Raw genomic sequence first — 13,822 nt, 5'->3', positions numbered from 1 at the left:
AGTGGTGACACGCTCGCCTCCGCGCTGGCCAAGGCCGGCGCCGACAATGTCAGTGCGCACAATGCCTCCCGCGCCCTGGCCAAGCTGACCGACCTCCGGCGCCTGCGGCCCGGGCAGCATCTGACCATCCTGTTCGACGGCAACAACGACCTGCTGGCGGAGGTGCGCATTCAGGAGAATGTCGAGCGCACCGTCATCGCGCATCGCGACATCGAGGGGCTGGACAGCGAGGAAGCGGCCAAGGCTGCCTTTGACGGCCGGGAGGACCTGCGGGAGTTCGAGCAGGAACTGGTCCGCGGTCGCGGCGTGATCGAGGATTCGCTGTTCCTTGCCGCAGACCGGGCCGGCCTGGAACATGAGGTGCTGATCGAGCTCATTCGCATCTTCAGCTTCGACGTCGATTTCCAGCGCGAGATCAGGACCGGCGATTCGTTCGAACTGGTCTATGAGCGTTTCGTTGACGAGAACGGCAACGTCGCCAAGACAGGTCAGGTGCTCGCTGCCTCGCTGACTCTCTCCGGCAAGCCCCTCACCTACTACCACTTCCATCCGAAGGGTGAGCCGCGCGCCGACTACTTCAACGCCAAGGGCCAGAGCGTGCGCAAGACTCTGATGCGGACGCCGATCGACGGGGCCCGGCTGTCATCGGGCTTCGGCAAGCGCAAGCATCCGATTCTCGGCTATACCCGGATGCACAAGGGTACCGACTTCGCCGCCCCGCGCGGTACGCCGATCAAGGCCGCCGGTGACGGTGTCATCGACTACATCGGGACCAAGGGCAGCTACGGCCGCTACATCCGCATCCGCCACAATGGTGAATATTCCACCGCCTACGCGCACATGCGCGGCTATCGCCGCGGGCTGAAGAAGAACAGCCGCGTCACGCAGGGCCAGATCATCGGCTACGTCGGGACCAGCGGGCGCTCCACCGGTCCGCATCTGCATTATGAAGTGCTCAAGAACGGGCAGCAGGTGAACCCGCTGTCGATCAAGCTGCCCACCGGCATCAAGCTGGCGGGCGCCAACCTGAAAGCCTTCCTGGCCTACCGGGAGGAGATGGACACCAGGGCAGCCACCCTGCCCTGGCTGGACGAGATCGCCGCGCGGGAACTGCCGGTCGGGGAAACGGTCGCTACCAAGTAGCAACCCGCCGCCGGACACCGCATTCCCGTGACGAACCGCTGATGAAGGGAACCACAGCCATGCTGGACACTGAAACCATCGAGGCGTTCCGGCGCGACGGCGTGGTGGTGCTGAAGGGGGCCGCCGACGCGCACTGGCTGGCACGGCTGCGCGAGGCGGTGGAGCAGAACATCGCCAGCCCCGGACCGTTCGGCAAGGTCTACACGCCGGAGGGAGCGGACGGCTTCTACTTCGGTGACTACTGCAACTGGGACCGGATCGACGGCTATCGCGCCTTCGTGCGGGAGAGCGGCATCGCGGAGAAGGTCGCGGCCCTGTTCGGCAGCAGGAAGGTGAACCTGTTCCACGAGCATGTGCTGGTGAAGGACCCGGGCACCCAGACCGCCACCCCCTGGCATCATGACCAGCCGTACTGGACCGTTGACGGCGACCAGGTGGGATCGACCTGGGTGGCGCTGGACCCGGTACCGGCAGACGTGACCATGACCTTCGTCGCCGGTTCGCACCTTTCAGGCGTCCACTATCGCCCGCGCTATTTCCTGAACCAGCGCGATTACGAGGATCATGACGGCCCGTCCGTGCCGGACATCGATGCCCATCCGGAAGACTATCGCATTCTCAGCTTCGCGGTGGAGCCGGGGGACGCCATCGCCTTCCACGCCCGCACCCTGCATGGCGCACCCGGCAATCGCGGACAGCATCGCCGCCGCGCCGTGGCCTTCCGCTGGACCGGCGACGATGCCCGTTTCGCCCGCCGCAAGGGCCAGATGTCACCGCCCTTTCCCGACGTGGGGCTGGAACCCGGCGACCCGATGGATTGCCCGACCTTCCCCGTGGTCTGGCCGCCCGAGCAGCAGACCATCCCCGCATGAGCCTGTTCGAACGGCTGAAGGCGGACACGGCGGCGGACTGGCAGGCCTATACCCATCACCCCTTCGTCGCCGGAATGGCGGACGGCAGCCTGCCCCAGGCGGCATTCCGGCACTATCTGGTGCAGGACTACCTGTTCCTGATCCAGTTCGCGCGTGCCTATGCACTTGCCGTCTACAAGTCCGGCAGCCTGGCCGACATGCGCGCCGCGGCGGAGACCATGAACGGCATCCTGAACACGGAGATGCAGCTCCACATCGGCTATTGCGCCGGGTACGGCATCGCGGAGCACGAGATGGAGCAGGCCGCCGAGGCCCCCGAATGCACCGCCTATACCCGCTTCGTGCTGGAGGCCGGGATGGCCGGCGACATCCTGGACCTGCATGTCGCCCTGTCCCCCTGTGTCATCGGCTATGGCGAGATCGGGGCGCGACTGGCCGCCGACCCGGCAACGAAACGGGCGGACAACCCCTATCTGAGCTGGATCGAGATGTATTCCGGCGACGACTATGCCGGTGTCATAACCGGTGCCGCCGCCCACCTGGACAGGCTGGGCAGGGAGCGGCTGACAGAGGCGCGCTATCCGAAACTGGCGCAGCTGTTCGCCACCGCCACCCGGCTGGAAGCGGACTTCTGGTCCATGGGCCTGCGCGCGGTCTGAGCGCGCTGGCGCGGGGGGATTCATCCGCTGACCGTGCCTGCCCTCTCCCCCTCCCGCCCCCCCCACGGGATCATCTTCATGGGGTGTCGGGAGGGGGAGAGGGCAGGCACGGTCCACAGACAACCCGACCACACGTGACATTCGCACGCGTGACAAGCCTGTCATGGCGCTGTAATCCCCACGTTCCAACCGATCCTACGTGCAACAAGGCCATCACCATGTCGTCGCTCAGAGAACTCGCGGAAGAATCCAACGCCTGGCCGTTCCAGGAAGCGCGGAAACTGCTGCAGCGCTACGAGAACCGCGCCAACGACAAGGGCCATATCCTGTTCGAGACCGGATACGGCCCCTCCGGCCTGCCGCACATCGGCACCTTCGGGGAGGTGGCGCGCACCACCATGGTGCGCCATGCCTTCTCCTGCCTGTCGGACGTGCCGACCCGGCTGATTGCCTTTTCCGACGACATGGACGGGCTGCGCAAGGTGCCGGGCAATGTGCCGAACCGGGAGATGATGGAACAGCACATCGGCAAGCCGCTGACCGAGGTTCCGGACCCTTTCGGCACGCACGAGAGCTTCGGTCATCACAACAATGCGCGGCTGCGGGCCTTCCTGGATGCCTTCGGGTTCGACTACGAGTTCCGGTCCGCCACCGACTGCTATCGCGCCGGTGAATTCGACGAGGTGGCGACGCTGTTCCTGCAGCATCACGAGGAGATCGTGAACGTCATCCTGCCGACACTGGGGCCGGAGCGGCGGGCGACCTACAGCCCCTTCCTGCCCATCGACCCGGACACGCGCCAGGTGCTGATGGTACCGATCCGGGAAGTGCATCCGGAGCGCGGCACCATCGTCTATGAGCGCGCCGACGGAAAGATGGTGGAGACCGGCGTCACCGGCGGCCAGGTGAAGATGCAGTGGAAGGCCGACTGGGCCATGCGCTGGCGCGCGCTGGGCGTGGACTACGAGATGGCGGGCAAGGACCTGATCGACTCCGTGCGCCTGTCAGGCCGCATCTGCCGCATCCTGGGCGGCACCCCGCCGGAGGGCTTCAATTACGAGCTGTTCCTGGACGAGGAAGGCAAGAAGATCTCCAAGACCACCGGCAATGGCCTGACCATTGACGAATGGCTGACCTACGCCAGCCCGGAGAGCCTGTCGCTGTTCATGTTCCAGCAGCCGCGCCGGGCCAAGCGGCTGCACTTCGATGTCATCCCGAAGACCGTCGACGACTATCTGACCCACAAGGCGAAGTTCCCCGAAGAGGATCCGGCGAAGCAGATCCAGAACCCGGTCTGGCACATTCACGAGGGCAAGCCACCGAGTGACGCCGCGCCGGTGGGCTTCGGCATGCTGCTGAATCTGGCCAGCGTCTGCAATACGGAGGACAAGGCGGTGCTCTGGGGCTTCATCACCCGCTACGCCCCCGATGCCACGCCGGAAACCAACCCGATGCTGGACAGCCTTGTCGGCTATGCCCTGAACTACTTCCGCGACTTCGTGAAGCCGGAGAAGCAGTTCCGCGATCCGACAGCGCAGGAACGCGCGGCGCTGCAGGACCTGGCCAACCGGTTCCGTGACCTGCCGGCCGAGAGCGATGCGACCGAGATCCAGAATCTGGTCTATACGGTCGGCAAGGACCACGGTTTCGAGAACCTGCGCGACTGGTTCGGCACCCTCTACGAGGTCCTGTTCGGCCAGAGCCAGGGTCCCCGCTTCGGCAGTTTCGTCGCCCTCTATGGCCTGCCCGAAAGCATCACCCTGATCGAGGACGCCCTGGCCCGCGAGACGGCCCAGGGGCGGTAGCGGCAGCACGTCCCGACGGGCTGCTGTATCCCTCTCGAACGCGGAAGGCTGGATGCCCGGGTCAAGCCCGGGCAAGGCCTCTGTAGGGTGGTTTGTCCGGTCGAACTCTCCCCCCACCACGCCGCTCGCGGGCTTGATCCGCGAGCCCAGGTCTCGGCAAGGCATCGAACCAGCCTGCACGATCCCCGGACTGTGGCTATGAGCCGACCCCGGAGCGACACGCTGGGTACCCGGGTCAAGCCCGGGTACGACGTCTGTGGGGTGAGGGGGTGAGTTCCAATGGCACACGGCCAAAAAACAAGGGGCGCGGCAGTTTGTGCTGCCGCGCCCCCGATATTCGATCAGTGCTGTCGCCGGATCAGACTTTGGTGAACTCCGCGAGGCTGTTCAGCATGTCTTCGAGCTGGCTGAGGCGTTCCTCGGAGGCCTGGCGGTCCTCGTCGGAGCGGGCATCCTCGATGTCCTCACGCGTGTCGGCGATTTCCTGCTCCAGGTGACTGCGGTCCAGATCGGCCATCGGGATCGCCGTCTCGGCCAGCACCGTGAAGGTGTCCAGCGCGACCTCGGCAAAACCACCGGCGACGAAGAAGCGTTCCGAGGGCTTGTCCGTATTGTCGACATAGACGTCCACCGCGCCGGGGCGCAGGGTGGAGACCACCGGCATGTGACCGGGCAGGACGGCGAAATCGCCTTCCGTCCCCGGCACCACGATCATGTCGACCTCCATGGAGGTCAGCAATCGCGCGGGCGATACCAGTTCGAACTGGATTCTGTCGGCCAAGGCTGTGGCTCCCGTTTGCTAATCTTCTACGCGGCTCGGAAAACGTCCGGTCAGGCCGCTTCCGCTGCCAGCTTCTTCGCCTTCTCGATGGCTTCGTCGATCGTGCCCACCATGTAGAAGGCATTCTCGGGCAGGTCATCGTGCTTGCCGGCCAGGATCTCGCTGAAGCCGCGAATGGTTTCCTCAAGCTGCACGAACACACCCGGGGAGCCGGTGAAGACTTCCGCGACGTGGAACGGCTGCGACAGGAACCGCTGGATCTTGCGAGCGCGGGCGACGGACAGCTTGTCCTCTTCCGACAGTTCGTCCATGCCCAGAATGGCGATGATGTCCTGCAGTGCCTTGTAGCGCTGCAGCACTTCCTGCACCTGGCGGGCGGTCTCGTAATGCTCGTCACCCACAACGCGCGGGTCGAGAATGCGCGAGGTCGAGTCGAGCGGATCCACCGCCGGGTAGATGCCCAGTTCCGCAATCTGGCGCGACAGCACCGTGGTGGCGTCCAGATGGGCGAAGGAGGTGGCAGGCGCCGGGTCGGTCAGATCGTCGGCAGGCACGTAAATGGCCTGCACGGACGTGATCGAGCCCTTGTTGGTCGAGGTGATGCGTTCCTGCAGCCCGCCCATGTCGGTGGCCAGCGTCGGCTGATAACCCACGGCGGACGGAATGCGGCCCAGCAGCGCGGACACTTCCGAACCGGCCTGGGTGAAACGGAAGATGTTGTCCACGAAGAACAGCACGTCCTGGCCTTCCTGGTCACGGAAATATTCCGCCAGCGTCAGGCCGGTCAGGGCAACCCGCGAACGCGCGCCCGGCGGCTCGTTCATCTGGCCGTACACCAGTGCCGCCTTGGAGTTGCCGCCTTCCAGGTCGATAACGCCGGACTCGATCATCTCGTGATAGAGGTCGTTACCCTCACGGGTGCGCTCGCCCACACCGGCGAAGACCGAATAGCCGCCGTGGCCCTTCGCGACGTTGTTGATCAGTTCCATGATCAGCACGGTCTTGCCCACGCCGGCACCGCCGAACAGGCCGACCTTGCCGCCCTTGGAGTAGGGAGCCAGCAGGTCGACGACCTTGATGCCCGTGACCAGCACTTCGGTTTCCGTCGCCTGGTCAGCGAAGCTCGGCGCCTCCGCATGGATCGGCGCGGTCTGCTTGGTGTTGACCTCACCGCGTTCGTCGATGGGCTCACCGACGACATTGATGATGCGGCCCAGCGTCTCCGGTCCGACAGGCACCTGGATCGCGGAGCCCGTGTCCGTGACTTCCTGGCCACGCACCATGCCCTCGGTCGCGTCCATCGCGATGGTGCGGACGGTACGCTCACCCAGATGCTGGGCAACCTCCAGCACCAGGCGCTTGCCATTCAGTTCCGTATGCAGGGCGTTCAGGATCGCGGGCAGATGCTCGCCGAACTGTACGTCCACGACAGCGCCGATAACCTGGGTCACCTTGCCGACAACATTGGTAGCCATTTTTTTCCGCTCCCGATTTCCCGAAGGGAAAGTCCTTGATTCGTTGCGTCTCGCCTAGAGCGCTTCCGCACCCGAGATGATCTCGATCAGTTCCGTGGTGATCGCCGCCTGGCGCTGCCTGTTGTAGATCAGCGTCAGCTTGTCGATCATGTCCCCCGCATTGCGGGTTGCATTGTCCATCGCCGTCATCCGCGCACCCTGTTCGGAGGCGCTGTTTTCCAGCAATGCCTTGAAGATCTGCACCGCGACGTTGCGTGGCAGCAGCGCGCGCAGGATGTCTTCCTCGTCCGGCTCGTAGGTATAGACCGCGCCGTCCAGATCAGGCTCCTCGACATCTGCCGCGACCTGGGCCGGGATCAGCTGCGCCACCGTCGGCACCTGGGCCAGAACGGATTCGAACCTGGAATAGGCGAGGTGGCAGACGTCAAAGGCGCCATCCTCGTACATGGCCAGCACCTTCTGCGCGACGGGCTGGGCATGTTCGAAGCCCAGGCTGCGCACACCGGCAAACTCGATCGTCTCGATGATCAGGCTGCCATGCTGGCGACGCAGCGCATCGCGCCCCTTGCGTCCGACGCAGAGGATCTGGACGTCCTTGCCGGCCTGCTGCAGCTCGGCGATCTTCGCCCGTGCCGCCTTGACGATGTTGGTGTTGAAACCACCACATAGGCCGCGTTCGGCGGTCGCGACAATGATCAGATGCTTCTGGTCACTGCCCGTGCCGGCCAGCAGCGCAGGCGCATCGTCACGGCCCGCCATGCCGGACGCCAGCGTGCCGATGACACGCTCCATCCGCACTGCATATGGCCTGGACGCCTCAACGGCGTCCTGCGCGCGGCGCAGCTTCGCCGCGGCGACCATGTTCATGGCCTTGGTGATCTTCTGCGTCGACTTGACCGAAGAGATCCGGCCACGCAGGGCTTTGAGATTTGCCATTGGCTATCTTCTCCGACCCGGTCCGGTTTCCTCAGGCAAACGTCTTGGCGAAATCGCCGAGAATGGTCTTCAGTTTCTCTGCCGTCTCGTCGGACAGGGCACCTGAATTCTCGATATCATCCAGCACGGCCTGATGCTTTGCATGCATCTCGTCGATCAGCGACGCCTCGAAGTCCGTCACCTTGGCGGTGTCGATGCCGTCGAGGAAGCCGTTCACACCGGCGAAGATCGAAACCACCTGCTCCGACACGCTCATCGGCGAGAACTGGGCCTGCTTCAGCAGTTCCGTCAGACGCGCGCCACGATTCAGCAGACGCTGGGTGGAGGCATCAAGGTCGGAACCGAACTGGGCGAACGCGGCCATCTCACGATACTGCGCCAGTTCCAGCTTGATCGAGCCGGAAACCTTCTTCATCGCCTTGGTCTGCGCGGCGGAACCCACACGGCTGACCGACAGGCCGACGTTGATGGCCGGACGGACGCCCTGGTAGAACAGGTCCGTCTCCAGGAAGATCTGGCCGTCGGTGATGGAAATGACGTTCGTCGGAATGAAGGCCGACACGTCACCGCCCTGGGTCTCGATGACCGGCAGTGCCGTCAGGGAGCCGTTACCGGCATCATCACCCATCTTCGCCGCACGCTCCAGCAGGCGGCTATGGAGGTAGAAGACGTCACCCGGGTAGGCTTCACGTCCCGGCGGGCGGCGAAGCAGCAGCGACATCTGGCGATAGGCAACAGCCTGCTTCGACAGATCATCATAGACGATCACGGCATGCATGCCGTTGTCGCGGAAGAACTCACCCATGGTGCAGCCGGTGTAGGGCGCCAGGAACTGCAGCGGGGCAGGCTCCGACGCCGTCGCGGCGACCACGATGGAATATTCCATGGCACCGGCTTCTTCCAGCGCCTTCACCACCTGCGCGACAGTCGAGCGCTTCTGCCCGATCGCAACGTAGATGCAGTAGAGCTTCTTCGATTCGTCGTCGCCGGCGTTGATGCCCTTCTGATTGATGAAGGTATCGATGGCAACGGCGGTCTTGCCGGTCTGGCGGTCACCAATGATCAGCTCGCGCTGGCCACGGCCGACAGGCACCAGGGCGTCCAGCGCCTTCAGGCCGGTCTGCATCGGCTCATGCACCGACTTGCGCGGGATGATGCCGGGCGCCTTCACCTCGACGCGGCTGCGCGTGACATCCTCCAGCGGGCCCTTGCCGTCGATCGGATTGCCGAGACCGTCAACCACACGACCCAGCAGACCGCGCCCGACGGGCACGTCCACGATGGTGCCGAGGCGCTTGACCGTATCGCCTTCCTTGATCTGCTGGTCGGACCCGAAGATCACGACGCCGACGTTGTCGCTTTCCAGGTTCAGGGCCATGCCCTTGATCCCGTTGGGGAACTCGACCATCTCACCGGCCTGGACGTTGTCCAGTCCATAGACGCGGGCGATACCGTCGCCGACGGCAAGCACCTGGCCGACTTCGGAAACGTCGGCCTCAGTGCCGAAGTTCGCAATCTGGCCCTTGAGAATGTCGGAAATTTCGGCGGCGCGGATGTCCATCATCCAACCCCTTTCATCGCAAGTCGGAGACCCTGGAGTTTCGTCGCCAGGCTGAAGTCGATCATGCGGGAGCCGATGCGTACGACCATCCCGCCAATCAATGCTTCATCTACCCTGGTTTCGATGTTGATATCGCGGCCCATGGCGCTCTTCAGCGTTGCCGCAATCTTGTCCTGCTGTGCGTCGGTCAGGGCTGTGGCAGCGGTGACTTCGGCCACCACCTCGCCCCGGAAATCCGCCAGCAGCGCATTGTAGGTTCGTATCATCGGCGACAGGGCAAACAGTCGCCTGTTCTGCGCCACCACACCGATGAAATTGCGCACCAGCGCACTGATGCCTGCGGCATCCAGTACCGCCAGCATCGCCTTGCCCTGTTGAGTCCGGTCAAGAACGGGAGAGAGCACGACCCTGCGCAGGTCCTCACTCTCATCCAGAAGAGCCTGCACCTGCGCGAGATCATCCCGCACCTGGTCCAATGCCTTCTGCTCGTTCGCCATTTCGAACAGGGCTTTCGCGTATCGTCCGGCTATGCCGGTTGCAACAGACGTATCGCCAGCCAAGAAACGGTCCTCGAAGGTTCAGGGGCGTCAGGCCGTACCGACCCCCTCGGTCAATACAAAAGCCCGCAGGCCCGCGGTTCCCAGACATGAGCGCACGGCCGACGGAGACCATCGACCCAACGAACGGGCGGTTCCTACCATGGTGTCTTGAAACCCGGCAACGACGAATCTTTGCGGCATTCTGTCCCAAAATCGCAACAAGGGGCCGCGCAGGGCGCAGAACCGGGCTTCCGGGGCGGTTTCCTCTCCCCGGAAATAGGTCAAAGAAAAGACTGCGGGTCCACGTCGATGGCCAGTCGGGCCTTGCCGGGCAGGCGAAAACCGTCGAGCCAGCGCGTCAGGAATCGCTGCAGGGGCTGCCCGTGCCGGCTGACGATCAGGAACCGGAACCGGTGCCGTCCGCGTACGACGGCAATCGGTGCGGGGGCCGGTCCCAGCACGCGGATGCCGCTTTCGACACTTGTGGCCGGGATACGCCGCGCCAGCGCCGTGGCCAGATCCTGCGCCTGCGGCCTTTCCGGCGCGGAGAGGATCAGCGCCGCCAGCCGCCCGAACGGCGGCATGCCCGCCGCCTGCCGCGCGGCCATCTCCGCCGCCACGAATCCCGCCGAGTCATGCGCCGCCAGCGCCTTGAAGACCGGCGCATCCGGCTGGTGGGTCTGGATCAGCGCCCGACCGGGCCGTTCCTCCCGACCGGCACGACCGGAAACCTGATGCAGCAACTGCCAGGTCCGCTCCCCCGCCCTGAGGTCGCCGCCCGCCAGCCCCAGGTCCGCGTCAACCACGCCGACCAGGGTCAGATGCGGGAAATGGTGGCCCTTGGCGACGATCTGGGTGCCGATCAGCAGATCGACCTCCCGCCGCGCCATGGCACCGATGATCTCCGCCGCCGCCGCTGGCCCGGTGACGAGGTCGCTGGTCATCAGGGCGACGCGGGCATCGGGGAAGACGGTCTTCGCCTCCTCCGCCAGGCGTTCCACGCCCGGGCCGCAGGCCTTCAGGCTGTCCGTGTCCCCGCACTTGGGACAGACCGCAGGGCGCCGCACCTCGTGGCCGCAGTGATGGCACTGCAACCGCCCGAGATAGCGATGCTCGACCAGCCAGGCCGTGCAGTGCGGGCACTGGATACGGTGCCCGCAGGTATTGCACAGCGTCAGCGGCGCGTAGCCCCGCCGGTTCAGGAACAGCAGGGCCTGCTCCCCGGCGGCCAGGGTTTCCTGCACCGCCTGTTCCAGCCTGCCCCCGATCCAGCGGCCGCTCGGCGGGCGGTCATGGCACATGTCCACGATCTCAACCGTCGGCAGTTCGGCGGCACCATAGCGTCGCGCCAGCTTCTGGTGGCCGTAACGGCCGGCCTGGACATTGGCCAGCGTCTCCAGGGAAGGCGTGGCGGACGAGAGAATGACCGGCAACGCCCCTATGGAGCCACGCAGCACCGCCATGTCGCGGGCGTGGTAGTGCAGCCCGTCCTCCTGCTTGAAGGAGCCGTCATGCTCTTCATCGACGATGATCAGACCGAGATCACGGCAGGGCAGGAACAGGGCGGAGCGGGCGCCGACGATGATCCGCGCCCGCCCCGAGACCACATCACGCATGGCGCTGCGCCGGTCCCGGTCTGACAGGCCGGAATGCCAGGCCGTGGGGGCAGCGCCGAATCGGTCGGCGAAACGGCTCAGTATCTGCTGTGTCAGCGCGATCTCCGGCAGCAGCACCAGCACCTGCCGGCCCTGTCGCAGGGCCTCCGCCACCGCCTCACAATAGACTTCGGTCTTGCCCGCGCCGGTCACACCTTCCAGCAGGGTGGCGGTGAAGCCCTGCCCCACGGCCTGCCTCAGCGCATCGGCAGCACGCGCCTGATCGGCGGCCAGTTCGGGAACGGAAAAATCCGGATCCGGCTGCGCCAGGTCAGCCGGCGCCACCTGTTCGAAGGCCTGCAGCGCCCCCTTCTCCACCAGCCCGCGCACGACGGAGATGCCGACCCCGGCAATCTCCGCCAGGTCCCTTGCGGTTCGGGGCGGCCCCTCCGCCGCCAGTTCAAGCACCCGGCGGCGCGCCGGGGTCATGCGGTCCGGTTCGGCGTCGGTCAGCCGATGCACGATGCGGGGCCGCGGCGGACGCAGCAGGCTGAAGCGGCGCAGGACAATGGACATCACATCCCCCGGCGGGCGCAGGTAGTAGCGGGCGACCCAATCGACGAAGCGGCGCATGTGGGCATCCAGCGCGGGGAGTTCGGGAACGGTTTCCAGAACCGGCTTCAGCCGCGCCGTGTCGGTGACCGCATCACCGGTCTCCGGGTCCGGGTCCCAGACCACCCCCACCATCTCCCGCGGGCCCAGCGGCACCCGGACCAGCGTGCCGGGCAGCGGTGCCTGCATGCCCGGCGGCACCAGATAGTCGTAGGGCGCACCCAGCGGCAAGGGCAGCAGGACGCGGACCCGCGGCAAGTGCGAATCCGGGGTTTCCGATGCTGTCTCCGGCTGCCGGGCGGGGGGTTTCATATTCTGCCAACTCAGGGATAATCAGCGAATCAGGGCCGAATCGCGTCGGGCCTCACGTGCGATATCGCAAGGTAGCAGGAATCATGAAGTTTTTTGTCGACAGCGCCGACATTGATGCCATTCGGGAACTGAACGACACCGGACTGGTCGATGGCGTCACCACCAATCCGTCCCTGATCGCCAAGAGCGGACGGGATTTCGTTCAGGTGGTGACGGAGATCGCGGCACTGGTCGATGGCCCCGTATCCGCCGAAGTCACCGCCACCGATGCGCCGACAATGATCGCCGAAGGCCGCAAGCTGGCGAAGATCGCGGACAATATCGCGGTCAAGGTGCCGCTGACCATGGACGGCCTGAAGACCTGCAAGGTGCTGACGGGGGAAGGCACCATGGTGAATGTCACCCTGTGCTTTTCCGCCAACCAGGCGCTGCTGGCCGCCAAGGCCGGCGCAACCTTCATCTCCCCCTTCGTCGGGCGGCTGGATGATCTGGGTCAGGATGGCATGCAGCTGATCGCGGACATCATCGAGATCTACGACAACTACACCTTCGAGACGGAAGTGCTGGTCGCCTCCGTGCGCCACCCCGTGCACGTTCTTGAATCGGCCCGCCTTGGTGCGGATGTGGTCACCCTGCCGCCGGACGTTCTGAAGAAGCTCGCCGACCATCCGCTGACCGACAAGGGACTGGCGGCGTTCCTGGCCGACTGGCAGGGCACCGGCCAGTCGATCCTGGGTCCCGAGACCAAGGCGGTCTGAGGCATGGCCCGTTCCAGCGGCAAGACCAGTGGCGAAGACACCCTGACTGACGCCACGGTCGTGGCTCACCTGCAGCAGAATCCGGATTTCCTGCTGCGCCATCCGGAGCTGGTCCGGCTGCTGACCCCGCCGTCCCGCTTCGATGCGGCAGGGGAATCCGACAGCGTCGTCGACATGCAGGGGTTCATGGTCAGCCGTCTGCAGTCCGATCTCGCGCGGGTCCGCGACAATCACGATGCGCTGATCAGTTCCGCGCGCTCCAACCTGTCCAGCCAGGATCAGGTGCACCGTTCGGTACTGGCGGTGCTGGATGCGCGCGACTTCGCGCACTTCATCAATATCGTCACCAACGAACTGCCGCTGATCCTGGATGTCGACACGGTGACACTCTGTGTCGAGAGCGATGGCCACGACGGGCCCAGCGCGACACCTGGTGTACGTGCCATGCCCCGGGGCGCGGTCGACCGCCTGCTGGGCGACGACACCCGAATCCTGCTGCGAGACCGGGTCAGTGACGCCGAGGTCGTGCATGGCCCTGCCGCCGGGCTGGTTGCCTCCGACGCGCTGGCCCGCCTGGCGGTGAGCACGAAGGCACCGCTGGCCCTGCTGGCCATCGGCTGTCGCCAGCCGGACCGGTTTCACAGCGGCCAGGGAACGGAGCTGCTCGGCTTCCTGGCCGGCGTACTGGAACGCTGCCTCGGACGCTGGCTCGACCTGCCAGCGGGGTAAGGGAGTTTTCTTGCCGACCCCCGCCTGCCCTCTCCCCCTCCCGAC

Annotated in this window: 12 protein-coding genes (1 of these 12 running past the window's edge); 6 read left to right on the top strand and 6 right to left on the bottom strand. The window is 65.4% G+C overall.

Annotated elements, in window-relative coordinates; all coding sequences use genetic code 11:
- The 4 genes from QGV55_RS19580 to QGV55_RS19565 form a co-directional block, all read left to right on the top strand.
- A protein-coding gene (locus QGV55_RS19580) for a peptidoglycan DD-metalloendopeptidase family protein (RefSeq protein WP_281018951.1) crosses the window boundary here: on the top strand, positions 1–1,143 show its 3' portion. It extends 315 nt beyond the left edge of the window; only the last 1,143 of its 1,458 coding nucleotides appear in the window; its start codon lies beyond the left edge, outside the window; its stop codon occupies positions 1,141–1,143.
- A 59-nt stretch (positions 1,144–1,202) separates the two neighbouring features.
- The gene (locus tag QGV55_RS19575) at positions 1,203–2,015 is read left to right on the top strand and encodes a phytanoyl-CoA dioxygenase family protein (protein WP_281018952.1); all 813 of its coding nucleotides are present in this window, start codon (positions 1,203–1,205) and stop codon (positions 2,013–2,015) included.
- On the top strand, positions 2,012–2,674 hold the full coding sequence (gene tenA / locus QGV55_RS19570) for a thiaminase II (RefSeq protein ID WP_281018953.1): 663 nt from the start codon (positions 2,012–2,014) through the stop codon (positions 2,672–2,674). The genes QGV55_RS19575 and tenA overlap by 4 nt, the downstream gene beginning before the upstream one ends.
- Before the next feature lie 218 nt (positions 2,675–2,892).
- Positions 2,893–4,479, top strand: coding sequence for a lysine--tRNA ligase (locus tag QGV55_RS19565; protein WP_281018954.1), 1,587 nt, complete (start codon positions 2,893–2,895; stop codon positions 4,477–4,479).
- Positions 4,480–4,837: 358 nt separating this feature from the next.
- On the opposite strand, the gene QGV55_RS19560 is transcribed toward QGV55_RS19565, so the two are convergent.
- From QGV55_RS19560 to QGV55_RS19535, 6 genes are all read right to left on the bottom strand, one after another.
- The gene (locus QGV55_RS19560; protein WP_281018955.1) at positions 4,838–5,260 is read right to left on the bottom strand and encodes a F0F1 ATP synthase subunit epsilon; all 423 of its coding nucleotides are present in this window, start codon (positions 5,258–5,260) and stop codon (positions 4,838–4,840) included.
- Between the two features lie 50 nt (positions 5,261–5,310).
- Positions 5,311–6,735, bottom strand: coding sequence for a F0F1 ATP synthase subunit beta (gene atpD / locus QGV55_RS19555; protein WP_281018956.1), 1,425 nt, complete (start codon positions 6,733–6,735; stop codon positions 5,311–5,313).
- A 54-nt stretch (positions 6,736–6,789) separates the two neighbouring features.
- Entirely contained in the window at positions 6,790–7,671 is an 882-nt protein-coding gene (locus QGV55_RS19550; protein ID WP_281018957.1) for a F0F1 ATP synthase subunit gamma, read from the bottom strand.
- Between the two features lie 31 nt (positions 7,672–7,702).
- Complete coding sequence (gene atpA / locus QGV55_RS19545) at positions 7,703–9,232, bottom strand: F0F1 ATP synthase subunit alpha (protein ID WP_348637667.1); 1,530 nt, start codon at positions 9,230–9,232, stop codon at positions 7,703–7,705.
- Positions 9,232–9,792 carry a F0F1 ATP synthase subunit delta gene (locus QGV55_RS19540; RefSeq protein ID WP_281018959.1) on the bottom strand — a complete coding sequence of 187 codons (561 nt, stop codon included), beginning with the start codon at positions 9,790–9,792 and terminating at the stop codon, positions 9,232–9,234. The genes atpA and QGV55_RS19540 overlap by 1 nt, the downstream gene beginning before the upstream one ends.
- 260 nt (positions 9,793–10,052) lie before the next feature.
- Complete coding sequence (locus QGV55_RS19535) at positions 10,053–12,236, bottom strand: primosomal protein N' (protein WP_281018960.1); 2,184 nt, start codon at positions 12,234–12,236, stop codon at positions 10,053–10,055.
- Positions 12,237–12,373: 137 nt separating this feature from the next.
- Between QGV55_RS19535 and fsa the strand changes: the two genes are divergently transcribed.
- Positions 12,374–13,048: a fructose-6-phosphate aldolase gene (gene fsa / locus QGV55_RS19530; protein ID WP_281018961.1), complete on the top strand. Its 675-nt coding sequence runs from the start codon at positions 12,374–12,376 to the stop codon at positions 13,046–13,048.
- 3 nt (positions 13,049–13,051) lie between these two features.
- The gene (locus QGV55_RS19525) at positions 13,052–13,777 is read left to right on the top strand and encodes a DUF484 family protein (RefSeq protein ID WP_281018962.1); all 726 of its coding nucleotides are present in this window, start codon (positions 13,052–13,054) and stop codon (positions 13,775–13,777) included.
- Positions 13,778–13,822 lie beyond the last annotated feature (45 nt).

The sequence above is a fragment of the Minwuia sp. IMCC3009 genome, from assembly GCF_029909415.1.
Taxonomy (GTDB): Bacteria; Pseudomonadota; Alphaproteobacteria; order Minwuiales; family Minwuiaceae; genus Minwuia.
The sequence above is the reverse complement of the archived record's forward strand: the minus strand, read 5'-3'. Positions and strand labels throughout refer to the sequence as shown.

Bases quoted from the DNA above. Each gene is read 5' to 3' on its own strand.
- QGV55_RS19575 (WP_281018952.1), top strand. From the start codon at position 1,203: ATGCTGGACACTGAAACCATCGAGGCGTTCCGGCGCGACGGCGTGGTG.
- tenA (WP_281018953.1), top strand. From the start codon at position 2,012: ATGAGCCTGTTCGAACGGCTGAAGGCGGACACGGCGGCGGACTGGCAG.
- QGV55_RS19565 (WP_281018954.1), top strand. From the start codon at position 2,893: ATGTCGTCGCTCAGAGAACTCGCGGAAGAATCCAACGCCTGGCCGTTC.
- atpD (WP_281018956.1), bottom strand. From the start codon at position 6,735: ATGGCTACCAATGTTGTCGGCAAGGTGACCCAGGTTATCGGCGCTGTC.
- QGV55_RS19550 (WP_281018957.1), bottom strand. From the start codon at position 7,671: ATGGCAAATCTCAAAGCCCTGCGTGGCCGGATCTCTTCGGTCAAGTCG.
- atpA (WP_348637667.1), bottom strand. From the start codon at position 9,232: ATGGACATCCGCGCCGCCGAAATTTCCGACATTCTCAAGGGCCAGATT.
- fsa (WP_281018961.1), top strand. From the start codon at position 12,374: ATGAAGTTTTTTGTCGACAGCGCCGACATTGATGCCATTCGGGAACTG.
- QGV55_RS19525 (WP_281018962.1), top strand. From the start codon at position 13,052: ATGGCCCGTTCCAGCGGCAAGACCAGTGGCGAAGACACCCTGACTGAC.